The 24,078-nt window shown below is 44.2% G+C and carries 28 protein-coding genes, 1 tRNA gene and 1 pseudogene; 3 read left to right on the forward strand and 27 right to left on the reverse strand.

Going from position 1 to position 24,078, the window contains the following annotated elements; all coding sequences use genetic code 11:
* Positions 1 to 2: 2 nt before the first annotated feature.
* From MHI15_RS00300 to MHI15_RS00415, 24 genes are all read right to left on the reverse strand, one after another.
* Positions 3 to 596, reverse strand: coding sequence for a phage tail domain-containing protein (locus tag MHI15_RS00300; protein WP_076277283.1), 594 nt, complete (start codon positions 594 to 596; stop codon positions 3 to 5).
* Positions 593 to 5,077 (reverse strand): phage tail tape measure protein, encoded by a 4,485-nt coding sequence (locus MHI15_RS00305; protein ID WP_341163985.1) that lies wholly within the window; start codon positions 5,075 to 5,077, stop codon positions 593 to 595. Before MHI15_RS00305 ends, MHI15_RS00300 begins: the two co-directional genes overlap by 4 nt.
* The gene (locus MHI15_RS00310; RefSeq protein ID WP_076275385.1) at positions 5,074 to 5,346 is read right to left on the reverse strand and encodes a hypothetical protein; all 273 of its coding nucleotides are present in this window, start codon (positions 5,344 to 5,346) and stop codon (positions 5,074 to 5,076) included. Before MHI15_RS00310 ends, MHI15_RS00305 begins: the two co-directional genes overlap by 4 nt.
* Before the next feature lie 23 nt (positions 5,347 to 5,369).
* Positions 5,370 to 5,717, reverse strand: a complete 348-nt coding sequence (locus MHI15_RS00315) for a hypothetical protein (RefSeq protein WP_341163986.1) — start codon at positions 5,715 to 5,717, stop codon at positions 5,370 to 5,372.
* A gap of 5 nt (positions 5,718 to 5,722) precedes the next feature.
* Positions 5,723 to 6,517 carry a hypothetical protein gene (locus MHI15_RS00320; RefSeq protein WP_341163987.1) on the reverse strand — a complete coding sequence of 265 codons (795 nt, stop codon included), beginning with the start codon at positions 6,515 to 6,517 and terminating at the stop codon, positions 5,723 to 5,725.
* 5 nt (positions 6,518 to 6,522) lie between these two features.
* Positions 6,523 to 6,903, reverse strand: a complete 381-nt coding sequence (gene gp17, locus MHI15_RS00325) for a tail completion protein gp17 (RefSeq protein ID WP_341163988.1) — start codon at positions 6,901 to 6,903, stop codon at positions 6,523 to 6,525.
* Positions 6,903 to 7,328, reverse strand: a complete 426-nt coding sequence (locus MHI15_RS00330) for an HK97-gp10 family putative phage morphogenesis protein (RefSeq protein WP_076275390.1) — start codon at positions 7,326 to 7,328, stop codon at positions 6,903 to 6,905. Before MHI15_RS00330 ends, gp17 begins: the two co-directional genes overlap by 1 nt.
* Positions 7,328 to 7,657: a phage head closure protein gene (locus MHI15_RS00335; protein ID WP_341163989.1), complete on the reverse strand. Its 330-nt coding sequence runs from the start codon at positions 7,655 to 7,657 to the stop codon at positions 7,328 to 7,330. Before MHI15_RS00335 ends, MHI15_RS00330 begins: the two co-directional genes overlap by 1 nt.
* The gene (locus tag MHI15_RS00340; protein WP_076219189.1) at positions 7,654 to 7,866 is read right to left on the reverse strand and encodes a hypothetical protein; all 213 of its coding nucleotides are present in this window, start codon (positions 7,864 to 7,866) and stop codon (positions 7,654 to 7,656) included. The genes MHI15_RS00335 and MHI15_RS00340 overlap by 4 nt, the downstream gene beginning before the upstream one ends.
* A 6-nt stretch (positions 7,867 to 7,872) precedes the next feature.
* Positions 7,873 to 8,139: a head-tail connector protein gene (locus tag MHI15_RS00345; protein WP_076219188.1), complete on the reverse strand. Its 267-nt coding sequence runs from the start codon at positions 8,137 to 8,139 to the stop codon at positions 7,873 to 7,875.
* Between the two features lie 18 nt (positions 8,140 to 8,157).
* Positions 8,158 to 8,382, reverse strand: coding sequence for a hypothetical protein (locus tag MHI15_RS00350; protein WP_341163990.1), 225 nt, complete (start codon positions 8,380 to 8,382; stop codon positions 8,158 to 8,160).
* A gap of 53 nt (positions 8,383 to 8,435) precedes the next feature.
* Positions 8,436 to 9,575: a phage major capsid protein gene (locus tag MHI15_RS00355; protein ID WP_341163991.1), complete on the reverse strand. Its 1,140-nt coding sequence runs from the start codon at positions 9,573 to 9,575 to the stop codon at positions 8,436 to 8,438.
* Entirely contained in the window at positions 9,568 to 10,314 is a 747-nt protein-coding gene (locus MHI15_RS00360; RefSeq protein ID WP_341163992.1) for a head maturation protease, ClpP-related, read from the reverse strand. The genes MHI15_RS00355 and MHI15_RS00360 overlap by 8 nt, the downstream gene beginning before the upstream one ends.
* Positions 10,307 to 11,524, reverse strand: a complete 1,218-nt coding sequence (locus tag MHI15_RS00365) for a phage portal protein (protein ID WP_341163993.1) — start codon at positions 11,522 to 11,524, stop codon at positions 10,307 to 10,309. The genes MHI15_RS00360 and MHI15_RS00365 overlap by 8 nt, the downstream gene beginning before the upstream one ends.
* 9 nt (positions 11,525 to 11,533) lie before the next feature.
* A complete protein-coding gene (locus tag MHI15_RS00370; protein WP_445667993.1) occupies positions 11,534 to 13,240 on the reverse strand; it encodes a terminase large subunit in 1,707 nt (568 codons plus the stop codon).
* Positions 13,218 to 13,592 (reverse strand): P27 family phage terminase small subunit, encoded by a 375-nt coding sequence (locus tag MHI15_RS00375; RefSeq protein ID WP_076148440.1) that lies wholly within the window; start codon positions 13,590 to 13,592, stop codon positions 13,218 to 13,220. The genes MHI15_RS00370 and MHI15_RS00375 overlap by 23 nt, the downstream gene beginning before the upstream one ends.
* 294 nt (positions 13,593 to 13,886) lie before the next feature.
* Positions 13,887 to 14,246 carry an HNH endonuclease gene (locus MHI15_RS00380; RefSeq protein WP_341163994.1) on the reverse strand — a complete coding sequence of 120 codons (360 nt, stop codon included), beginning with the start codon at positions 14,244 to 14,246 and terminating at the stop codon, positions 13,887 to 13,889.
* Between the two features lie 101 nt (positions 14,247 to 14,347).
* Positions 14,348 to 15,166: a hypothetical protein gene (locus MHI15_RS00385; protein ID WP_341163995.1), complete on the reverse strand. Its 819-nt coding sequence runs from the start codon at positions 15,164 to 15,166 to the stop codon at positions 14,348 to 14,350.
* A 5-nt stretch (positions 15,167 to 15,171) separates the two neighbouring features.
* Positions 15,172 to 15,471: a hypothetical protein gene (locus MHI15_RS00390; protein WP_341163996.1), complete on the reverse strand. Its 300-nt coding sequence runs from the start codon at positions 15,469 to 15,471 to the stop codon at positions 15,172 to 15,174.
* Positions 15,455 to 15,769 carry a hypothetical protein gene (locus MHI15_RS00395; protein WP_341163997.1) on the reverse strand — a complete coding sequence of 105 codons (315 nt, stop codon included), beginning with the start codon at positions 15,767 to 15,769 and terminating at the stop codon, positions 15,455 to 15,457. Before MHI15_RS00395 ends, MHI15_RS00390 begins: the two co-directional genes overlap by 17 nt.
* An 89-nt stretch (positions 15,770 to 15,858) precedes the next feature.
* Positions 15,859 to 16,140, reverse strand: coding sequence for a hypothetical protein (locus tag MHI15_RS00400; RefSeq protein ID WP_341163998.1), 282 nt, complete (start codon positions 16,138 to 16,140; stop codon positions 15,859 to 15,861).
* Positions 16,141 to 16,159: 19 nt separating this feature from the next.
* Positions 16,160 to 16,486, reverse strand: a complete 327-nt coding sequence (locus tag MHI15_RS00405) for a hypothetical protein (RefSeq protein ID WP_341163999.1) — start codon at positions 16,484 to 16,486, stop codon at positions 16,160 to 16,162.
* 54 nt (positions 16,487 to 16,540) lie between these two features.
* A complete protein-coding gene (locus MHI15_RS00410; RefSeq protein ID WP_341164000.1) occupies positions 16,541 to 16,738 on the reverse strand; it encodes a hypothetical protein in 198 nt (65 codons plus the stop codon).
* Positions 16,739 to 16,763: 25 nt separating this feature from the next.
* Positions 16,764 to 16,835 (reverse strand) — tRNA-Pro (locus MHI15_RS00415).
* A gap of 483 nt (positions 16,836 to 17,318) precedes the next feature.
* On the opposite strand from MHI15_RS00415, the gene MHI15_RS00420 reads away from it, so the two are divergent.
* On the forward strand, positions 17,319 to 18,761 hold the full coding sequence (locus MHI15_RS00420; RefSeq protein WP_076277257.1) for a recombinase family protein: 1,443 nt from the start codon (positions 17,319 to 17,321) through the stop codon (positions 18,759 to 18,761).
* Positions 18,762 to 18,793: 32 nt separating this feature from the next.
* Here the strand turns inward: MHI15_RS00420 and MHI15_RS00425 are convergent.
* A pseudogene (locus tag MHI15_RS00425) lies at positions 18,794 to 19,222 on the reverse strand (ABC transporter substrate-binding protein); the annotation flags it as partial.
* A gap of 271 nt (positions 19,223 to 19,493) precedes the next feature.
* Here MHI15_RS00425 and MHI15_RS00430 point away from each other — a divergent pair.
* The gene (locus MHI15_RS00430) at positions 19,494 to 21,197 is read left to right on the forward strand and encodes an alpha-amylase family glycosyl hydrolase (RefSeq protein WP_076309782.1); all 1,704 of its coding nucleotides are present in this window, start codon (positions 19,494 to 19,496) and stop codon (positions 21,195 to 21,197) included.
* Here MHI15_RS00430 and MHI15_RS00435 read toward each other — a convergent pair.
* Positions 21,184 to 21,864 (reverse strand): hypothetical protein, encoded by a 681-nt coding sequence (locus tag MHI15_RS00435; RefSeq protein WP_076128355.1) that lies wholly within the window; start codon positions 21,862 to 21,864, stop codon positions 21,184 to 21,186. The two genes, MHI15_RS00430 and MHI15_RS00435, sit on opposite strands and share 14 nt — an antisense overlap.
* 142 nt (positions 21,865 to 22,006) lie before the next feature.
* Here MHI15_RS00435 and MHI15_RS00440 point away from each other — a divergent pair, with 142 nt between their 5' ends.
* Positions 22,007 to 22,246 (forward strand): hypothetical protein, encoded by a 240-nt coding sequence (locus MHI15_RS00440; RefSeq protein ID WP_036687997.1) that lies wholly within the window; start codon positions 22,007 to 22,009, stop codon positions 22,244 to 22,246.
* A gap of 505 nt (positions 22,247 to 22,751) precedes the next feature.
* Here the strand turns inward: MHI15_RS00440 and MHI15_RS00445 are convergent.
* Positions 22,752 to 22,889, reverse strand: a complete 138-nt coding sequence (locus tag MHI15_RS00445) for a hypothetical protein (protein WP_341164001.1) — start codon at positions 22,887 to 22,889, stop codon at positions 22,752 to 22,754.
* Positions 22,890 to 24,078: the final 1,189 nt, after the last annotated feature.

Genomic DNA, 24,078 nt, shown 5'->3' on the forward strand with positions numbered 1-24,078 from the left:
TCCTATTCGAGTTTGTATTCATTTGTGATTCTGAAATTCGATAAAGTATTAGACCCATTATTGGTCAAGATAATAACTGCTTCTGAATGGATATTACCGCCTGATTGAATGACCAGAGTTGTTGGTGAACTGGTGATTACTTGCTCGGTGATATGCTCTTGAACCGAATAAGCGAAAGGATCAAAAGCAACCAATTCCAATTCGAACATACCAATGCTGTTATATATCAACCTCTCCAATGAAGCCGATCCAGCATATCTGACCAGATAGAACTTATCCGGTTCAAAAGCACGTCTTAGTTCCATTGTTCTGGGTCTACCATTAGCATCAGTCAGATGCCTTGCAAGAGCCCTTACCCGTTGCTGCAAACCTGCTGCACTTGGCAAATCGTAATTAGTACCATCCGCAACAAAAGCACAAGAAAAAGAAAAGACGCGTTCCGTTAGGTCCGCGCCAAAGTCATATTGCCCGTGTTTACCAGCTATTTCTACATTCATATCTCGTGTGCTAGGGAGTAAGGGATCTTTGGTCTCTTCAAGCACTCGAAACCCTAGATCTACGTCCCGAATACCTCCGAGAGTGATACTACTTGTCATGTTAATCCTAGCCCCCTTGTTGCCCGAGTGAGCGAACTCATTTGACGGCGGGATACATTGGTCTCAATCTGTTTGCCGTCCAGATAGATGTTATTGTGCAAGACCATATCTCTGTCACCCAGCAAACCGCCTTGCGTTCCACCGGAAGCTCTAGCATCATTCGCTAAAGGTTGAATACGGTTGTCAATTGCACTGAGGCTTGGCGAGCTGAGATCCATAGCGGCGGCATCTGCCATGTCCTGCGCAGCACCTTCGACCGCTGACATCTGCCGTTCCATACCTAGCGCTAATCCTTTGCCGATAAACTCACCAATAGCTATCATTACGCGACTTGGAGACTTGATCTTTAGCGTGCCCTTTATGCCATCTGTTGCCGCTTGAGCCGTGGCTGCTGCCGCGTTGTTGATTGCCGCGGTGCCTGACTGCATGCCTTTAATAACACCATTGACGATCTGTAGACCGTAATCTTTGGCTTGAGCTTCCGCCCATTTCTTTTGTGCGGCCGTACCGTTAGCCAACAAGCTATTAAGATAGGCTACCTCATTAGACATGTTCGTCGATGATGTTGCCGCCTTTGCTGTTTTCCCCACCGTAGCGAGGATCTCATCCACCGCTGCCTTAATGCTATTCTTGGTGCTGTTAAGACCACTCAATAAGCTCTCTCCGAAGGATTGCCCAGCATCCTGCCATTTCGGATTATATTCCGCTAGTAGGTCGATCAGCTCCTGATTGTTACTGTCGAGCATCAAACGCCGTACCTCAGCTTGTAAAGCCTCTTCGGTGTTGAGCGCAGTGTAATGAGTCTTAGTAGAATCCATCTGAGCAGTAAGGCTGTCAGTGGTCGCTTGAGCCTTCTTCTCTTCTGTGCTCTTCTTAGTCTCATACTCCTGTTTCAGCAGTTCAGCCTTTTGTTCACCCTGTGTCTTAATCCGAGTCATTTCAGATTTCAGATCATCAATCTGAACCTGGCGCTGTTCCAGAAGGTGTTTCCGCTCCCGCTCGGCGAGCATGTCATTAAGCTCTTCCTGTATCTTCGCTCTTGATTCAGCAGTATCGGCATCAGTTAATTCTTTCTGTTTGTCAGCCAGTTTCTTTTGATACGCTGCCTCTTCAGCTGCTTTGTCCTCAGCTTTAGTCAGACCCTCGATGCTGTCGATCTGATCTTGCAAGCCCAGTAACTGTGCCTGAGTCTGAGCGTCAAGTGTCTTAATCATCGCTTGATATTCAGCGTCATATCCAGCAATGATGGCGTCTGATGCTGCCTTGTGCTGGTCAATGCGCTTTTGCAAGGCCTCTGTAGCGACCTTTTCCTCTGCTGAATACCGAGCCTTTAGAGCAGTTACGGCAGCTGTGCTAAGCGTTTCAATTGATTTGACCTGCTCGTCATATAGCTTCTTTGCTTCTGCCGCTGCTTCTTTGGCAAGATCAGTCCGGATCTTATTGACCTGCTTATCAATAGCAATGCGCTCAGTGGTGCCGACCTTATAGCGAGTTTGAAGCTTCTCCCATGCCGCAAGCTCCTGCTCAATGGATATCTCATTAGCCTGTTTCTTAGCCTCGATGTACGTCTTGGAGGCTTCAAACTGCTTTTTGGCCTCAGCAGCAGCTTCCTTGGCGATCTGGTCATTTGCCTTTTTGATTGCAAGATTAATTGTCTGAATTTGGGCGCTGGTCTTGGCGTATGCAGATTTGACCTTTTCGAGTGAGGCGATATAAGCCGTTTCATCAAACTCACCCATTTTGTACTTATATTGAGCCGTATCTAAGGCCGCATTGAATGCTTTGTTTGCTTCCGCTGCTGCTTTAGTCGCTGCCGCCGCTGCTGCTTTCTGCGCTTTGGTTGCAGCTGCCGCAGCAGCCTTTTGAGCTTTTTCAGAAGCTTTATTTGCGTCCTTAGTTACTTTCTCCGCGGCTTTGGCAGCTGCTGCTCCAGTCTCACCAGTTAGCTGTTCGATTGCCGCTTTAGCCTTGCCCTTAGAATTGTTTATCCCTACAGCAAGTCCCTCAGATATGTTCTCCCCGTAGCCGGTTGTTAGCCTAGAAGGCGAATGAATACCAAAGAAGTTTTTAATCGAATCACTGATCTTGGTGGCTACTTCTTTGGTTTTATCAACCACAGCGCTCGCCATACTGCCGATACCATTGACCAGCCCTTGCATGATTTGTTTACCGATTTTAGCAAGGTCGATACCTTTAAAGAATGACATGACCTTGCCCCAGATACTCTCAATGACACCTTGAATCGTGCTGAAGATATTTTTAACGCTACTGAGCATTCCTTGAAAGTTAGCAGTTATGCTATTCCATATGCCCTTTGCAACTCCAACAACCGCTTGGGATAACGACTCCCATATAGATGCACCCAATGTTCGGAGTCTGGTAAAAATACCAATTCCCTCAGTGAACATATTTTTAAAGAAATTGATAACTCCACTGACCATTTTAGAAATTAGGCTATTCGCTGATGACTGTAATCCCTTGAAAGCATTAACTATACCTTCGCCCATGCTCTTCATTAAGCCAACACCGGATTTTAATAGATTGGTAAAGAGCGTCTTCAGTCCACCAAGAAAGTTAAGAGTCATTAAACCTACGATGAAATCAATCGCGCCACCGAGCAGCTGCTTAATACCTTCCCACATCTTGCTCCAGTCCCCTGTAAAGAGTCCGGTGAAAATCTTAATGAGACCCATTATGATGTCTAAAGCACCGCTGATAACATTCTTGATGGCTGTCCATGCCATGTCGATGATGAACAAGATGGCTGGCATAATGAATTCGATAACTTTTTTTATTGCATTAAAAGCGTTTGTCACTGCTTGCAGAATCTGTGTGCCGTTTTCGTCCCAGAACTTTTTTATCTTATCAATCTGACCCATGATAAACTCACTGATTACTCCCCATACAGAAAGGGCTACACTTTTAATCGATTCCCACGCCGAATTTATAGCATTTCGCACGGTTTCGTTTGTGTTATAAAGATAAGTGAGTCCAGCCGCCAACCCTGCGACGCCTGCGATTATCAGCCCGACCGGACCCGTTAATGCGGCAAACACTGGCATTAAAGCAGAAACTGAACTAACAACATGTCCTAGAATTACCAGCAACGGACCGATTGCAGCAGCGATTGCCGCTATCGTGATAATCAACTTTTGCGATTCTGGACTAAGCGAACCGAATTTCTCAGCAATACTAGCAATTTTGTCGATCAGTGGTTGCATGGAATTGACTGCTTCTAGCACCACAGGCATGATAGCATCCCCGATAGTTATAGCGATATCGCTCAGTTTGTTCTTAAGAATCTGCATTTGACTGGCAAATGTTTTATAACGTTGTTCTGCTTCATGGGTTAGCGCCGAATTTTCATCCCATGCTTTATTTGATAGATCAACAGCCCCTGCGAACAACTCGCTAGCATTACCTGCACGCAGTAAGCTGTCCCGAAGGCGGATTTCAGAGATGCCCATTTCCTCCAGCATGTTAATAGCGGAGGTTCCTGCCGAATCTGCGTCACCTAGTCCGTTAATAAATGCACCAAGAGCACCGACAGCATCATCTTTGAATGCTTTACTGAATTGCTCTGATGTCATTCCCGCAATCTTACCGAAGTTCTGTAAATCAACTCCACTGTCAACGATGTTACCCATTTGAGTTTGAGTCATGCCTAAAGCATCCGCCAAGGCTTTAAATTCCTTGCTGTTGTTGTCTGCAAGTAATTGCAAATCTCGGAGTGACATGCCTGTCGCTTGTGTGAGAGCATCCATTTTGTTCATTCCTGATGCAGCTACTTGCATACGGACCATAACCCGAGAGATTGCCGAACCACCCATTTCCGCCTCAATACCTACGGATGATAGAGCAGCTGCTAAACCTAAGATATCAGCCTCAGACATACCAACCTGCGAGCCGGCACCAGCCAGCCGTAAAGCCATATCTGTGATTTCAGATTCTGTAGTAGCGAAGTTATTACCTAACGCAACTATTGAGCTGCCCAGTCGGTCAAATTGATCTTGCGGCATCTTAGTGATGTTCGCCAACCGCGCCAAGGCACTGGCAGCTTCGTCACTGGTCATATTAGTTGCAACACCTAAGTCAACCATCGTCTTAGTAAATCCGAGGATTGCGCTAGTTTTGATACCCAACTGTCCAGCTGCTTCGGCTACTCGGGCAATATCTGATGCAGATTGTGGCATCTCTTTCGCCATGTTGCGGACCCCATCACGCAACTGAGCAAACTCAGCCTCCGTAGCATCAACTGTCTTTCTCACGCCTGCAAAGGCAGATTCAAAGTCGGATGCAACCTTAAGTGAAGCACCGCCGACCGCAACGAGAGGAACCGTCACGAGTGACGTCAAAGATTTACCTACATCAGCCATACCCTTGCCGAACTTATCTACTGACTTCTGCGCTTGTTTCATCGCATCATCTAAGCCAGTGTTATTCCCCAAGATGTTAATGACTAGATTACCAAGTAAACTCATGATTCCCCTCCTTCCGGCCGCTTGATGCGGTTACCATATTTCTCACGGAATGCCGCTCGATCTGGCGTTTGATTGCCATCTCCTCGAACTCGGCGTTCCTTCTTCGGCTGTTCTTTCGCACCAAAAAGGCCGACCCCAATGCGGCCGACCAAGATGTTCGATTTATTCTCTTCATGCTCCATCCCGTAATCGTAGTACATCATGATCTGGGGAAAGGACATGTGATCTAACATATATTCAGGTGTTGCCCAGGAGTACATTGCGCCCATTCGCGCAAAAATACGCCCCAGCTCTATAGGCTGGGGCTCCCCTCGTTTTTTCCTGATTCGTCGCCTGCCCGATCTTTAAGCGGAGCTAGGACGAACTCGATCAATTGCATCAACTGATCGAAATCAACGTTATCTCCAAGCCACTCCTCTGTAATATCCGGGAATGAAGGCTTGCAGATACTGATGACTTGCTTAAGAATTTCTGAGAAACTGTCATCACCACCGCCTTTTAACTTGTCTTGGTTCTTAGTAATGTTGAGCATTACACGGGAGGGAATGCGGGAAACGTCAATATGCTTTCCGCCAAGAATTACAATACGTTCGGCAGGGACAACTTCGTCTAAGTTAAGAATTGTTGGTTGTTTTGACATTTTCATTACACTCCCTGTTCATCGTAGATTTCGAATAGTTGTTCACCCACAGCGCGATTTGCATCTAAGGTACCGTTCATGCGAATTGGTGTAATTGCTGGATCCTCTGCATCGGCTTCTGGGAAGGTGATATTTAGACCACTTTCCGGTGTAGCTTTGTAAATAGTAATTTGAAATCTTTTTCCTTGGTCATCATAGTTCGTGATACGTGCAACTCTTGGCTGGAAGGTACCAATACCTCCGGATAGGAACCGTTTTGCTGACAAGGGAGTATAGGTGTAGTTGACCGTTACAGCGTCACCTGACGTAATACCGCCGCCCTCTACCCTAGCAATGACAGAAAAACCCGCGCTATCTACGGCTAAGATGTAATCTGTTCCAGCCACCAATGTAGTTGCACCCTTCTTTACAGTGACGGCCGTAACGACTGTACCAGCTCCGTTCTTATTCAAAAGACGCTTCTGTGTTTGTCCGGTTAAGGTCAACGCCTCATTAGTCACGGTTTTTGGGGTGCCAGCAATGTTCTCAATCTTATCGATGCCGCCACGGATTGTAGCCAGAGTAGCGAGATTGATTTCCATCAGATCCCCCTCAATGCCAGCGACGTGATTGCTCATTCCTGTCTTGATTACCCCGGCGTTGTCGCTAGTCACGGTCATTTCATCCCACGTTTCCTCGAATACGATACTGTTCATCGCTCCGAGGTCAATAAGACTGTTAATATCTGGCCCAACCTCGAATTTTGCAGAGCCAAACCGGATAGTATTCCCTGCTTGCACTGTCGTCATATTACGTCCCATATTTGTTATTCCTCCCTGTAAATGATTTTGAAATCTGTTGCTATGTGATAGAGTTTTGTGTCACTCTCGTACATGTCCCTGCTGCCTTCCCATACGCCTTGCAACACCCTAACCCCGCCCATGTTCCCCTTGTAACGTTGGAGGGCACTTCGTATCTCCTCTGCTAATTCCTTCGCCTCACTATATTTTGTTGAGAATACAGAGAATTGAAATCTGGGATAAGCTACCGGGATATTATGATGGGCTACTCCCGATATTTGGAGATAAGCGATGGCTGGATAAGTTGGTTTCTCAGGCAGCCAGCCGGGATAAATTCTATTGCCGACAACCGATTGAATCTCTTTGATGGACAGCAAGTAATCTCTCAATTTTGTTTCTATAGCCATTAAGCACCTACTCTCTCAACCACAGCCTTGACGCCCTCTATGAGCAGCTTTCGAACCTTTGCCCTGCTCTTATCCAATGAGGGTCTCATAAACGGGCGTGGTGGCTGGTGACTGCTTCCATACTCGTAAAAGGTAACGTAAAAAGGGGCAGACGCAGAGATATCTCCATTGCGTGCCCCTACAGATACATTTGCGTAATAGTTACCTTTTTTCGATATCCCTATGTTCATCTGCAGCGAGAAGCGAGTTTTGCCAGTCTCACCGATTGGAACTCTTGAATCAGCCTCACGAAATACTATCTCAGCCGCCTTTGATATAAGGTCTCGAATCTCTTTTGTGATCTCAGCATTAGCTCGCTTGAGCTGCCGAATCACTTCATCTGCACCATCCACACGAATATTTGACCTTGAACTCCGACGTACCATCACTGACGCTCCTTACACATGAGTTGTAGTTCTTGCATATTGAAAGATGGATGGATGATGTAAAGGATCTCGAACTCAATGCTTTTGTAGCGAACAACCATCGTCCGATCAATTCCTTCACGGTACCTTACACGGATGCGGGTAGTAACATCAGCGGTAACCTGTGCTGCAGCAGCTCGGTCCTGCCCTCTAAGAGGTTCTATGCCAGCCCATAGCTTTGCTACTTCAATCCAATTGTCTGTTGGTTGCCCCCAGTCATCTACATCTTCTGCACCAGGAGGGCGAAAGATGGCCACTCGCTTATCAAGTCGATTGACTAGGACGGTCATGCTTCATCATTTCCCTTGTCATTCTTCTCAGGGGATCGCGAAGTGTTACGGGCAGTACGCTTAGTGGATTTTTCATCATCGTTTTTACCGATAAATCCACGCCTCTGTAAATCAGCAGCTCTGTCAGCTTCTGCTTCGTACTTCGATCCAACCTCATAAATATCACCTGAACCCTTATCCCTAAACTTCTTCAATACGGGATATTCCATGCCATATCACCCCGTTTTCAGTTGTAAAATCAAGCTTTCCAGCGAGAAATTGAATTTCTCAATCTTCTCAGATGGATCTCGATGTTCGTAGTTAATTGAACAGTAGAGCATCACGGCCAGTTTATATCTGGCCGTTTCATGCTTGTCCTCTGGTACACCAGCTTCAGCGAGATATTCCTTTGCTGCTGCAACAAAAAGAGCGAGGGTAACATCCTCCTCGCTCCCATCTATTCGCAAATATTCCTTCAATTCATCAAGCTGTAACTCAAGCATAACGGGCTCCTTTCCGCCCTATACGGTCGGCACCCAATCCAAAACGGCAGTATACACCGTTCCAGCGGTTGTTTTTACTTCGAAATTGTACTGTCCAGCTACATTATCATCACTGAACCACAACGTCTCTTGATCATCCGGAGTTAGATTCACTCCATTTTTCTTAATGTAAGAGACCGCCCCGGATTTGAGGGAAATCCTCACTCCATCACCATCCAACAGTTCGAACTCGGTATGATTCACACCTTCATGTTCACCCTCTTGGCCTGTTGGCTTAAATGTTGCTGGTGAAGGAGTTAAGACTTTTTTGCGATGCGGAATGCGGATTTCAGTTTGATCTGGTGGTCAATCCATGCGGTCAGGACAAAATCCCAAATACCAGTGCGGACGTTTTTATCACGGTCATAAATGATCTCAGGATCATAGTTAAAGTGAGAATACCGGTAATCGCCGACTACTGGATTTTCAGCAAGATCACAGAATTCAACTGGTTTACCCAATACTTGTTCTGGCTGAGCCTGATACAATGTCGCATTACCATTTGCTAAATCTTCGATGATATCCATGTAATCTGCATACCGCATGGTGATTTTGGCATTCTCACGGAAGTCTTCTGGAAGATCAGCAATAGCTGATTTGATTGCTTTGAATAACGTAGTGCCTGCAACTTCTTTAATGACAGAGACCGCTCCATTTTTCTGGTAGAAACTCATATGTTCTTCTCCCGGTTTCGGAGTTTTCGCATAAGCGACCTTCTTCTCTTTAGCTGCTAAACCAGACTGCAAAGCTCCATCAACTGTCTGTACCAAGTTGGTATCCGTTGCCGCGAGGATAGTTTCCGACACTGGAGCAAACACTTTAAATTTATAGCGGCTGAAACTAACAACATCTCCGGTAGCTTTCAACTCTTTAGCCAATTCTGTATCATCAATGAAATCATCATCATCCAATTGGAATTCGATCTTTGGAATTTCAAGATTTCTAACGCTCGTGAACGTAGAAATCTCCCGCAATGGATTTTTCACAAACGGCTCATGAAGCAATTCGGTTGTCATGGTCGAAGGAAGAATCTTTTCTCCGCCTGTACTGTTTTTATCTCCTAGAGCAGCTTTTACATCAGGAGAAACATCATGCCCCTTAACGGTAGCTCTAATTAATGCGGCTTTTGCTGATTGAATTTGATTTTTAGGATCGACGTTGAAAGTTGGCTCTTTCGTTTGTAGTGACGCTCTTTGCTGAGCTTCCATCGAATCGTGTTCTTTTTGCAAGATATCAAACCGAGCTTGTAATCCTGTCTCTTTCGTTTCCAATGCCTTAATGTCTTCCATCTTTGCTTCTGGTTCAGAAGCCTTGACCAATTTTTCTTGTTTTGCAGCTGCCAGTGCAGCACCAATCGTCACCAAATCATTTTTAATATCAAACAGTGTTTTAGCCATTAATAATACCTCCCAGATATGATTGCAAATTTTGTAATTCTAGACTTGCATTTCTTGCGATTTCTTTTCGTTTCTCCTCAGACAGCCCGTTTTCAGGCGTGGGAGGTTCTTCTTTTTGATTCATAGCAGCAGGAACGTTACGGTATTTTGCAAACAGATCGCTATTAACACAAGCTGCTATCTGCTTAGTCTCACCAACCACATCACAGAGCCCATAGTCAAACGCCTCCTGAGCAGTAAGCCATGTCTCAGCCTCCATAAGAGTGATCAGATCGTCCTCGCTGAGCTTGTCTCCAGCTTTAGTAAGATAAGATTGCCTAATGGATGTATCTACCTTGTCCAACATGTCAGCAGCTTCTCTAAGATCCTTGGAGTTTCCAGCGGTGTACATCCAAGCGTTATGGATCATCAACATAGTACCTGACGGCATAATAAGTTCATCACAGTTCATCGCAATTACTGATGCAATTGAAGCTGCTAGTCCATCAACATGGCCCTTCACATAAGCTTTGTGCCGTTTAATCATATTGCCGATCGCTATACCTTCGTACACATCACCGCCAGGAGAGTTAAAATAAACATTGAGAGTGGAAATATCACCTAGCGCATCCAACTCACTCTTGAAACTCTTAGCAGAGTGCGCCATGTACCCACCACCCCATGATGCAATCTCCTGATATAGATATAGATCAGCTTCATCGTTAGCTTGGTTCTTAAACTCCCAAAACTTGTTACTCATTCTTTGTACTCACCCCCTTTCTTTGCTCAACTGGCGTATCTATTGGATAGAGATCGCCGCTGATATAGAGCTTGTCTCCACCATCTTCTGGTGGTAGTTCCTCCCAAGCACGTGCTTCGTTTGGCTTAAACACGCCTGACCGGATCATCTTGAAGTAGAACTCTCCTCTGGTCGTCATATCTCCACGCAAAAGAGCGCCGACAGTGAACTTGAAGTACAGTCCCTGTTGACGCTGCTGTGCTGTAAGCAGCTTTCTATTAAATTCTTGCTCATATTGACGGACAATAGGCAGTAACGTGTAAGTAACAAATTCAAGACTCATTTGCTCCATGCTGCTGTAACTAGCACCATCAGTTTCACCGAGCATAGTCACTGGCATGTTAAGAACAGTGGCGACCCGAGAACGGGTGATCTTCTCGACTTCGAATACCTTGGAGTCGATAAAATTTCTGTTAATCTCCTTGATTTCCACTCCAGGTTCCTGGATGATCACGCCACCATTCTCTTGATAGAACTTTGCAAAATTCGCCCAAATCTCTTTTTTCTTTTCTTCCCCGACATGAGCAGCCAATTTCAGGATGAATGACGCTTTAATTGATGTATCCAGTTGGTCAAGAGTGAACTTCCTGACTGCACCATCAAAATCAATTGTGTTTCTCAGAACGTCTATCGGGCTTATGCCTTTGTAACCGTTTTGTGTGGTCTGAATATGACTTACATGCACCATGTCCATGTTATGGACGTAGTACGTTCCTTTGTCACCTCTGACCATGTACCACAGTTCATTAGTGTCTTGTTCAACAACAGGATCAACGCTTGTCGGATCAAGAACAACAAGTGACTCGACGTTGTAGAATCGGTCATACATCTTAAGAGCATAGCCGTTACCGTACACATTTCGATGTGTCTCCAGAAGACGAATAAAACCAAACGATGTCATGTTTCTGTTTGGAGCATTCGCCACCAAGTCGTTCAAATCAGAATAAACCGGGTCAAACTCTTGATATAGTTTGATAGGTAGCACTGCTAAAGAATTAGATAACCGTGATACTCCCGAAAAAATTGTTTCGTTGTTGGCAAGCTCTCCCCCAGCTTTCCCACGGAAGATTGATAAGCCATTGCGGAACCAGTTTGAAAAGTTCTCAGTCCCAGTCGGTGCCTTGTTTCTAACCACGTTCCAAGCCAGCTTCATTCTTTGCCCTAAGTTCATTTTTTATCATCACCCCCTTAACAGCTCACTGATTGAAACAAAGGATACTTCACCAGTTGGTGGAGCTACGGCAAGCTGTTTCATTACCTCTACATGGGCATTCAAAAAGGCCGCAAACCCGTCAATTTTACGGTAGCGACCTTGTTTAGTAGGTATTTTATTCCGGTTTCTATCCTCAACCAGTTTGACGTTGTTGATATACCATCTGAATAATCGGTTGTTGTTGTAAATTACTTTTCCGTCAATAAACAGTTCCTTCAAATCATCCATAGCCGGTCCTAATGTAAGGTGTCCTTGTCGGACAACTTCACATTCGAATCCATAGGCTTTCAGCGCCTCTACAAGCCCAAACGCTTTTGCTGGGTCATACATGATCTTTTCAATTCCAAAGCGCTTAGATTGTTCTACAAACCAATCAAAAATGTACTCTTTTTTTACGTATTCGCCCGGAATAATCGTTAAAAGATCCATTTCTTCGTATTCTTTGTACGGTAAATCCTCATTAGCTTGCTTCACTTTATCAGCTGGAATCCACGAATGTGAGATAGTAAACACCTCGCCCGTCTCCGGGATCGGAAACTCCAGACAAGCACTAGTAAAATCTTCGCTGTCCGAAAGATCGAAGCCCCCGATACAGCCCTTGCCTTCGAATTGCTTCGGGTCACGTTCCTGGTTGTTCCGCTTCAGCACTTCGAATGAAAGGAACGATTCCTCGTCCGCTTTGACAAAGATGTTCAAACGCTTGGTGATAAAGTCATTACGTTCAGCAGGAATATGTTTACGATCATCCCATTCCTTTAGCATGTCCTCCATTTTTATGGTAACACCCAAGTTAGGGTTAGCCTTCCCCCAGTTATCAGGATTTTCAATGTCATCCCCTGGGTCAAGCTCCGCCATAAAGTAAAAGGCATGCTCAGCAGGAATTACTCCCTCTAGAACATCCGCAGCCTTATCATAATAATCCATCAGCGGACCATCCAACTGATAACCAGCTGTTGTAATGTACAAGATCATCGGCTGTGTACGGGCACCCGTTGAGTTCTTTATGACATTGATTAGCTTGTACGTTTTGTACTCATGGATCTCATCAAAAGCACCCATACTGCAGTTCTTACCATCAAGCTTTTTACTATCAGTTGCCAACGGTAGAATCTTGGACATTGTCTTCCGGAAACGAATCTCATGTAGCGTCTCATCAAAGTGTTTTCTGAGTAACGGGGACGCCTTGATCATAGCCTTACATTCATCGAACATATCTCTAGCTTGTTCTTTGGAGTTTGCCAGCTGATAGACCCGAGCTCCGTTCTCTCCGTCCTTTGAGGCACCGTAAAGAGATAGACCAGACACCATAGAGGTCTTACCGTTCTTTCTGCCCATAAAAATAAGCCCCTCGCGAAAGCGACGAAGCCCGGTATCTTTATGCACCCACCCATAGAGTGAGCCGATTATGAAATGTTGCCAAGGTTGCAGCTCCAGTCGATCAAAGTCACCCATTGAGGGCTTACAGAACTTTTCAATATAACCAACTGGACGGTATCCCTTTTCCTCATCAAAAACAAACGGAAATTCACGAGTTTCTTGCCTTTTTAGATCATTTAAATGGCGTTTACAGGCTTGATAAACCTTCTTCGACGTAATAATAAGGTGCGCTGTGACCGCAGTTGCATATTGTGTGGTTTGAAGTTTAGAAGCTTCAATAGCCAGTAAATTCGTCACCTTTATCGCCACCTTCCGGATCAACTACACCGGAGACCTTTCTGTCTGAGGCAGGGGTCAATTTCAACTCGGCTTGCAGCTTCCGCTGGTGTTCAATAATTTTGATTACCATGTCCACAGACTTGTTCTGTCTGTACATTTGCTGTGACCCATTGACAAAAAGCTCGACCACACCACGAGCCTTTATGTCCGCCAAATGCTGCTGTTTTAACTGCTCAAGCAAAGCCAAGTTATCTGTTATCATGATGGTCCGATCAGAAAGATTATCATCAATCTCTAATTCTCGTATCACGATATCAAATAGTTTCTTAGCTGCTCTATCTTTGATCTCCCGTTTTGGTTTGTGTTCCATGACACCCCCCCCTCATATATGAAATGGTCATACGCCGAAAACGAAACTGGGGGCGCGGTCCCTTGTGCCTCTCGTTTTAACTTTTAAGGCAGGGGGGGCTGGTCTTATTTTGTCCCATTTTTTCACCCCATTCATTTTCACATCTATTTATGGATACATCGTCACAGCTTCTCAGAGGCTCACAGAGACGTTATACCATTCACACAAATACTCGTTAAAGTTTTACCAGAATACTCCTGTAATACCACCTCAATTAGCTGTGGTGTCTTGTCTACCTCTTTCATTCTATCATCATCAAAATACCTCATTATTCCCTCTAGACACAATGAACCTCGCCCTACGGGTTGCTACTGATGTCTCTACCTTCTCCCCTCTACCCCCATGCTCTTTGTTATGGCAGCTGTTACAGAGACTTAATAGGTTCTCTAGTACCAATGCAAGATCAGGGTACTCACTGAGAGGCTTGATATGATGGACCATATCAGCAGGAGTTAGTCGCTTACGCTTTATGCAGTGCTGACATAGATGATTGTCCCTGATGAGTGCCTGCTCTCTTGCTCTCTCCCATGCTGTAGACCTATAGAATGCCTTTGATCCCTTGTCTCGCTTAAAGCGGTCATAGTAGCGGTTCTGGTCACGCCTGCTGCTTGTCATACTTATCAGCCTTTCATCTTAGCGCAATTATCGGCACTGCTATGCCAATGACAATCCCTACCCATGCTGCGCGACTATGGAAGTAATACTGAAGTATCTCTTTAATGGTTCTCATCCTTCCCTAACTCCTTAATCTCCAGGTCTTCCTGAACACTATTGAGCACTAAGCGCGTCCGTCCGATCAAATCCATGTGCAAGTTGCCTTGACCGACTTCATGCGCTAAGGCGATGAGTCTATCCAAGTACGCAAGCTTATCGTCTACACCGCTGTTTCTCTCAAGACCGGCCAGCCCATCAGATAGTTTTTCAACGCCCTTCAGTGCTTCTTGCACCTCTGATGTGTCGATGTTCAGCTTGACCTTGATGTCACCTACAGCAGTAGGCACTCCACTCTGATGTTCTGCCTGTTCACCATCAAACATGAAGATATCCGGTCCAGTATCTTCATGGTCATAAAAGACTGGAGAAATTGCTCCTTCAATAATGGAAGCTCTTTCCTCATCCGATAGTGTGCTGACGTCGTCTACCTCCAGTACACGCTCGATGTAATGCTCTCCCATACTTACTGTGGTCTGTACTCTTAACATTGCCTTCACCCTTTCTTTTATCTCTGGTTTAATACCTGTAGAAGGATCCTCCTGTCCTATCCATCCAACACCTACCCAGCCGAGCGGTTCAAGCATTCCCCCGCACTTGCATGTAATGCCGTCTTTCTTGCCGGTATCATAATGAATCAGCCTGCACTCAATACATCTGTATTTCATCACTCGTGGTTCATTGGTCTCCAAAGCCAAGGTGTCCTTTGCTACTGGGTCCGTAAGTACTGGACCACCGCACTCAGGGCAATTTATTCCATCCACTTTTGCGCTACTGTAAACCTTGCTCCAGTTGCACACCATGCAGGTACATTTATATTTCATACTCATCACCCTCCCTCAATGATTGCTCTCACCCTATCCATGCCTGCCTTAATCTGGGCTTGTATATCTTTAACTTGCTTCAGTGTTGCAGCCTGATCAACTCTGGGGTTCTGAAGCTTAGTCTGTACCCGTCTGATCTTTGCCTGTAGTTCCCTTACTTCCAAGTCAGTATAGAAAGCCACATACTCATGTTTGCAATGTGGACAGATGAAGTGCGTCTTCTCCACGGCTCCTGGTAGTCTTGCTGTCTGGAAGCCGTTCACCTCGAACTGTTTATTACAACCTTCGTTACAAATGGCTGGCATGGTTTTGCTGGCCTGTGCATTGCCCATGTGAATCAACCTTTCTGATTACAGTTTTATCAGTACCGGGAGTGAGATCCACGCAGATGTGGAATGGGAAATTGGTCTTGATAAATTCCCTATACATCTCATGACTCTCGCGCTCATTGGCTTTGATAGTCTTAATCATTCCTGCCGGCACACCGAGATAAGAACAGACATCTTCCAGTGACCATTGTTCTTGTTCTTCTGGTATGGTTTGTTCGTCTTGGTGTTGGATCGGTACTACCTCAATAAGGTAAGACTCACGCTCTCTGCTCACACCGAATTTCTCCATCGCCCTCACCCTTTCGGAGTTTGATTTCCCATGTACCTTAGTTCGCTCTCACCTCTGAGCTTTTGGGGTTTAGATTATGGGCTAATCTGACCTATGCGTTCCTGAAGTTGATTCTTCATATTCTTCAGATACTCGGTATACTCTTTCGTGCTTTGTTCATGCCGTTGTATAGACCGCTCATACCGTTGATTAAGCTTTGCTCCTTCTGCACCATTCCATAGGGTTAATGTTATAGCCGCTATAAAGATCAGCTGTAATAGAATGCTGATACGTTTATTCAGATCGCTCACTCCTTTCTGGGCATAGAAAAAGCCACCCAGGTTATGGATGGCTTTATTTACTAAGTATTTTTTCATATCATTGCATAGGTTAAGGCTACTCTCTTCGATAGGAACTTCTTTGAATAGCATTTTCGAGAGCGTTGACATGATTAGTAAACTCTTTTCGATCAGATCGCAGATCACTCAGTTCAGCTTTAACTCTACCGATCTCCTCATCAACCTCTTTTATAAACTTGTTATAAAATTTCTCGCGTGAAAGACCATCTTCAATTTTATCAACTGATTCTTCCGCCATATCTTTACGAAGTTCTAAAACAGCTAGCTCAATACTTTTATCTTCAGCTAAATGCGCTTTTTTTCTTGCTTCTTCTTTTAATGAGTCAATCCAAACGTAAAGCCCATTAAGTATTTTCCCATCCATTTATATCACCTCCCATCACCATAATTCGACAACTGGAAGATAAATCCTTCAAGGTTAACGTGGATATAAACAGCCATACACCCAACCACGTTCTTCGTTATCGTCAGGATTCTCGCTGGCTGTTGCTTCAGCAGTTCCTTCGCAAAACGGACAGGCAAGGTTCTTTCCCTTCGACTTTTCCATATTGACCAGAAATTGACCACTACACTCTTCAGATAGGCATTCATACTTTTCCAACAAAGGTTGTACCAAAATATTACCCCCTTATTATTCATAAAGCGGAGAAGCGGATTCGAACCGCCACTATCGACCGTTCCCAGCCGAGGTGTTACCGTTACACCAACCCCACATAGCCCATGACAGACTGCACAAAGGCGTTTCGTACAGCCTGTTCTTACAGGGAGTGTATTTGTCCCGTCACTACCTAAAACTCGTGGTACGCGCCCTCAGACGGTGTGACAGGCGGTGATATTGATGCGGGCGAGGGATAAATACTCCACGCTATGAATATGCGCATTGTGGATCCCTTGTACCGTGTATTCCGCCACCACATCTAATAAAGCAAAAAGAACAGTCGGCCCGTGTATGCTGCCCTTTGGCTAACCGCCTCAGCTGACAGATGTTTGTGTCGGGTACTGTTCTCTTTGTTTTCCTATGCTATAAGAATAACATATCAATAACCTAATGACTGATAAATTATTGTTATTATTCTGGGATTTTTTTATTAATTTCTCTTTTCTGTTTTTTCCATAATCCAGAAAAATGGTTATTTACATAGAATTTTATCGGTGTTACCTTTAATATCAAATACCATGAAAGGTAGGCATACCTAATGAAGAAAATCGCTTTGTACATACGTGTTAGTACAGATGAACAAGCCCTAAAAGGAAACTCATTAAATGAACAAGAAGAACGCCTTCGCGCTTATTGTCACGCAATGGAGCTAGAGGGAGAAATCGAGACATTTATTGATGATGGTTACTCCGCAGGTAGTATGAAAAGACCTGCTCTAACAAGGATGTTAAAAATGGCACGGGAAAAAAAATTAAGTATGGTCGTTATTACTAAGATTGACCGTCTCTGTCGGAACCTCAAAGACCTTCTCTTGTTAGTGGATGAATTGGACGAGATACAATGTGGTTTCGCTTCTGCTGGTGAACGGTTTGATACATCTACGGCTGCAGGTCGTATGGTTTTACAAATCCTTGGTGCTTTCGCAGAGTTTGAACGTGGAAGGAACAGAGAACGTGTCAGAGAAAACATGCTATCTATAGTCACCAATACAGACAAGGCGGTGTCTCGTCCTTGCTTTGGTTACAATGTGGTTGACTCAAAATACGTAATTAATCAAGAAGAAGCTGAAGTAGTTCGAAAAATGGTCGAATGGATGTTGCAAGGTGAGGGAGCACACCGAGTCATGAGAAGACTCAATGACATGGGAGTAAAAACTAAGGATGGTAAATCATTCACTCAACTTTCAGTAGGGAAGTTGATGCGAAGAGAAACAATTGCAGGTATGTTTGTTTATAACCGTGGGTATTCCCTTCGTGGAAAAAGCCTTATACGCCCAGAGGAAGAGTGGATAGTGATAGAGGAGCATCACGAGCCTATAATTGACAGAGAAACATTTAAACGCCTGCAGATTGCGATTACAGCCAGAAAAACGAGTGGAAAACAGGCTGACAATGAACGTTGGTTACTCACAGGCCTTGTTCATTGCACGCACTGTGGGCGTCCGATGTTTGGCAGGTATCGAAAAAAGCCGAGCGGAAAGGAATACTTCCATTACGTTTGTTCAAGTTACATGAAGCGAGCTGAGTGTTTCCATCACTTTATTGACAGAGACTTACTTGAGAATACAGTATTTGATTATCTCATGGATGCCAAAAATTATAGTGGCAGAACCGAAGAAATAACAACTAAAGACTCTCAGAATGAAGTCGATGCTGCACAATTAAAGGCTGGGCTTAAAAAACTTGATATAAAAATGCAGAGACAGATTGAGCTTTTTGAAGATGCTGATATTAGTAAAGAGGATTTTAGAATAGCGAGGGATCGCATTCATAAAGAACGTATGGCAATTGAGGAAAGACTTCACGAAGCGGAAACTGGGACAAGAGTTGCGTTGGAAAATGAATTTATCAAGCGGTTAGGTTCGATGAATAATGAACTGCACTCTAAAAATCGTGGAGAACAAAAAAATGCACTTCGTCAACTTATAAAAGTAGTTGAAGTGACTAATGCTTCAATAATTAACGTTGATGTGCGGCTGTAATGCCGCATTACATAAGGTATTTCTAAAATTACTTTTGGCTGACCAAGGAAGGTAGAGCCCTTCACTTTATCCCAATTAAAATCTCCATCAGCCTTCCGGGCGAACAGAAATGTTCCATCCCTTTGAGTCAGCTGTGCAAAATTAATGACCGGATCATCCGAGCCCTGCTGATACACGTAAATGGAGGTTTCTGAACCAACCAACGCCACATCAATAGCTCCTGAGAGCAATGCAGTCATGGTTTTATCTCCACCGGGAATCGTCTGCAGTTCTACATCCAGCCCTTCATCTTTGAAGAAACCTTGAGTCAAGGCAACATACTCGGGTGCATAAAAGACAGAGCGGGTAACCTCCCCAATCTTCACCTTTACCGTCTCTGACTTTCCGCCGCAACCGGCAAGTACTGAAAAGCATAAAGTAATGATCATGAGCGACAATGACAGCTTTTTCCGAATCTTCATTCTTCATTCTCCTTTCTTACCGGGTCCTTCGCCCTTGCTTAAAGCATATGCACATGCCTACTGAAAGGTTAAAATCCCGAATATCGTGGGGAATTAAAAGAATATCCATGATATCAGCGGTTTTTATTGATTTTATGGATAAATATCACTGGATTTGCTGTTTTTATATCTGTGCAAACGTTTTACCTGAGGATTTGATTACAGTACTATAAGAATTAAAGCGCTTACCATTTCCTTTATAGGAAAATTGCAGCAGAAGGGGTTATTTTATATGGATAAACGAGCAACATCTATCGCCAAAAAACACACAATAAACGGACTTTTGACTCTTAGCTTAACTGCCGTTCTGCTATCCGGTTGTTCAGGAAATAATAACAATATTCCTTCCTCTGCCTCCCCTTCTCCATCGCCACAAGCAAATACAGCTCAGAATACTACAACACCTCCCGCTGCAAAAACGATTACCACTGACGAACAGCCCTCAACGGTTTATTATGAGATTTTTGTTCGTTCATTCTATGACTCTGACGGGGATGGCATCGGTGACCTCAAAGGGATTACTAAGAAATTAGATTACTTAAATGACGGAAATCCTGACACCACAGACGATCTGGGGATCGGTGGGATTTGGCTTATGCCTATTAATCCTTCACCAAGCTATCATGGTTACGATGTGACAGATTATCGTGCAATCAATCCAGATTATGGGACGATTGAGGATTTACAAGAGCTCGTTACGGAGGCGCATAAACGTGGGATTAAAGTAATTATGGATTTGGTCGTGAATCATACCTCTAAAGAACATCCTTGGTTCGTAGATTCCGCTAAAAATAAAGACAGCAAATATCGCGACTGGTACATATGGGCTGAAGATCAAGGACGCCCTGCCAATGGAGCTAGTGCCGCTGGTAGTGGCAGTGCATGGCACTCTTTACTGGGTAGTCATTATCTAGGTGGCTTTTGGGAAGGCATGCCTGATCTAAATTTTGATCAAACGGAAGTTCGTAATGAAATGAAAGATATCGGCAAGTTTTGGCTGGAACAAGGGGTTGATGGATTCCGTTTAGACGCTGCTAAACATATTTACGAAGACCTTCTAAGCGACAAAAGCCAAGCCACAACCAATAAAAATGTATCTTGGTGGCAGGATTTCCGCAAAGCGATGAATGAAGTGAATCCTCAAGCTTATATTGTCGGCGAAGTATGGGAGAATTCTGCAGTCACCGTAGGGGCTTATTTGGATCAAGCCTTCGACTCTAGTTTTAACTTCGGGTTAGCTGAGACCCTTATTAATTCCGTGAAAACTGAAAAAGACAGCGGGACTGCCTTTACGCTGGAACGTACGTATAATTTGTACTCCAAAATATCTGATAGCCATTTTACCGATGCAATTTTTTTGACAAACCATGATCAAAACAGAGTCATGAGTCAATTAGACAGCAATCTGGATCATGCAAAAATGGCAGCAGCCCTGCTGTTAACCTTGCCTGGAAATCCTTTTATTTATTATGGTGAAGAAATAGGAATGCTTGGTGTAAAACCAGATGAAGGAATTCGTGAGCCCATGAGATGGATGACAGCGGATCAGGGTGAGGGGCAGACTACTTGGGAGGTCGGCAGCAATAACGCTGATGATGTTAGCATTAATGTCGAAAGCCAGACTAACGACAGCAGCTCACTGCTTAAAAGATACCGCGAACTCATTGCGTTAAGAAACGAAGTCCCTGCGCTCCGTGATGGCGGAATTCGAGACTACACTTCTGGCAATGCAGGGGTAATGGCCTACGAACGTATAACAACAGAGGATCAAGTCCTCGTTGTTCATAACCTAACTGGAGATGAACAAATCATTACGCTTCATCCAAATGTTGAGGGTATCTCTTACACCAAGATCCAAAAGACAACTGCTGACAAAGTGACCTTAAATTCAGATCAGCTTACTCTTCCTCCCTATTCAACGGTTATTGTGGACTAGGAAAAGAGGAGGAATGAAACACCCACTCTGCCACAGAACCACATAATTGTGCTTTCGATATAGGAAGAGCTACAATCCAGTCTTGGGAAGGATCGCTGCTCATTCGCAGCAACCAGCCACTTGAATGATCACTTATGAAGCTAGCATACTGAAACTTCCAGCCATTTTCACTAGAAATACAGAGTCGCAATTCTCCCTCTGCGTCGAAGCATTTCATCACTTGTGCAAGATGGTTGGAATGGACATCATCTCCTGTCTCTGCAGCTAAACACTCTGAGAGTCTGTGAACCGTAGAGGAATCAGAGCCTTTTTTCAGCTCCTCGAACCTTTTTTTTGACATTAGTAACGCCGGAATCCCGTGAGCAAAGGGCTCCATCGCTCTCTCACATTCGAACAACTCGAGACAAAAGCTCTCTGTTTCCTCTCTGTTCTTCAGCACACACGGAGGAGAGTCCGGTGTATTATTGCAGTAGGCTAGTATTTTATCCTTATGTATTTGTAAACACAGATCTTTAGTTTTCTCCTTCTCTCTATATTTGAATCTACCTATCCTTTCTGCTGTAGACGCAGTATTTAACAATTCATTTAAAACTACTTGGTCGGTTACCCGATCTGGAAATAAAAATTCCGTTAAATCCGTTAAATCCGTTCGTTCTTTCTCATTCACATTATTGTATCCTTCCTGTATTACATATAAATGTATATTAAACTAGCAATCTTTATGTTATCATAAGCTAATTTTAAGGTAAAATTAAGAAACAAGGGGTATGATCATTAACATGAAATACTTGTAGCGAGGTGATTTCAAAATGAGAATGCTCATCACATTTCAGAACAAACTTGTACCTGTGTATTTCACAACAGAAAATAAACAGCCCACTCAAAAAGTACTTAGATTACTTAACAGTACGCTGGAGCTCAAAATTCAAAAGGGCAAAAGTGCCCTCCAGAAATGCCTCAATTCTCTGATTAGTATCGAAATTAAAGGCTCTGAAGCTATATTGCACAGTTACAGTGAAAATGATTCATTGGCGCTATCCCTCTATTAATGGAGGGGTAGTTTTTTTGTCACAACATTGCTGTCCTCAGCTTTCTAATAAGGAACGTCCTAAGTATCCAAGTGGTGCAGCTTGGACTCGTTGTCTTTTTGAAGCTAAACTTGATCCAAAATGACACTCCGTTTGATTGAGATACTATTTGCGCATACATAGGCATACATAGCTTCAACTCTCAAAGTCAGGGACCTTGGTTCGCTGGTTCTGCTTGGTTCTGCTTGATGCCACTTTGTACTGATTTGTGCTATTTCATGGCACGTTTGGATTTCTGCTTGCCGGCCATCCCCATAGCCGGCTGCTATCGGACTCAGATGACCTTAATCGTAACTTTTGGGCTCATTTGGAATCCTATCGGACCCCAGAGTCACTATTGGCGCGAAAAACACTAATTATCGACCTCAAAAAGCCGAATAGCTGCATTGGAGTCCGAAACTCTGCTCTAATGTTCATAAATTCGCACATAGCGTCATCTGAGTCCGCGGTAATCTAAATTCGAAACTCAGTTTGCTTTAGTTGCTATTGTCGTGTACATAGTTGTTACTATCGTGTACATAGTTGCTACTGTCGCGTGCATAGTTACTACTGTTGTAGCTTTAGTCGCTGCTTTTGAACTCATAGCCACTGCTTTCGGACTCATAGCCGTCTGCCTTCGGACTCAGATGACCTTAATCGTAACTTTTGGACTCATTTGGAATCCTATCGGACCCCAGAGTCGCTATTGGCGCGAAAAGCACTAATTATCGACCTCAAAAAGCTGAATAGCTGCGCTGGAGTCCGAAACTCTGCTCTAATGTTCATAAATTCGCACATAGCGTCATCTGAGTCCGCGGTAATCTAAATTCGAAACTCAGTTTGCTTTAGTTGCTATTGTCGTGTACATAGTTGCTACTGTCGCGTACATAGTTGCTACTGTTGTAGCTTTAGTCGCTGCTTTTGAACTCATAGCCACTGCTTTCGGACTCAGATGACCTTAATCGTAACTTTTGGGCTCATTTGGAATCCCATCGGACCCCAGAGTCGCTATTGGCGCGAAAAGCACTAATTATCGACCTCAAAAAGCTGAATAGCTGCATTGGAGTCCGATACTCTGCTCTGATGCTCATAAATTCGCATATAGCGTCATCTGAGTCCGCAGTAATCTAAATTCGAAACTCAGTTTGCTTTAGTTGCTATTATCGTGTACATAGTTGCTACTGTCGGAGCTTTAGTCGCTGCTTTTGAACTCATAGCCACTACTTTCGAACTCATAGTACGATTCTATCGGACTCAGCTGACCTTAAACATAAATTTTGGGCTCATTTGTAATTCTATCGGACCCCAGAGTCACTATTGGCGCGAAAAACACTAATTATCGACCTCAAAAAGCTGAATAGCTGCGCTGGGGTCCGAAACTCTGCTCTAATGACTGAAAATTCGCATATAGCGTCATCTGAGTCCGTTGGCCGCTGAGGATACTTGGAAGGTCACTTAGCGAGTGATTTGTTGTCTGACTTAGCCGTTAACTTAGTGTGTAGCTCAGTGGGTTACTCGGCGGGTGACTTGGTGTTACTTGATGTGTAGCTCAGTTAGTTAATCAGCGGGTGACTTGGTGTTACTTGGTGTGTAGCTCAGTGAGTTAATCAGCGGGTGACTTGGTGTTACTTGGTGTGTAGCTCAGTGAGTTAATCAACGGGTGATTAGTTGTGTTAGTCAGTGAGGTGACTTAGCCGTTAACTTGGTGTGTGACTCAGTGGGTAACTCAGCGGGAGATTTGTTGTGTGACTTAGTAAGTCGTTTAGCGGTTGACTTAATGTGTGACTCAGTTAGTGACCTACACGTTACTAGTT

The organism is Paenibacillus sp. FSL H7-0918 (assembly GCF_038007025.1).
Lineage (GTDB): Bacteria > Bacillota > Bacilli > Paenibacillales > Paenibacillaceae > Paenibacillus_AQ > Paenibacillus_AQ odorifer.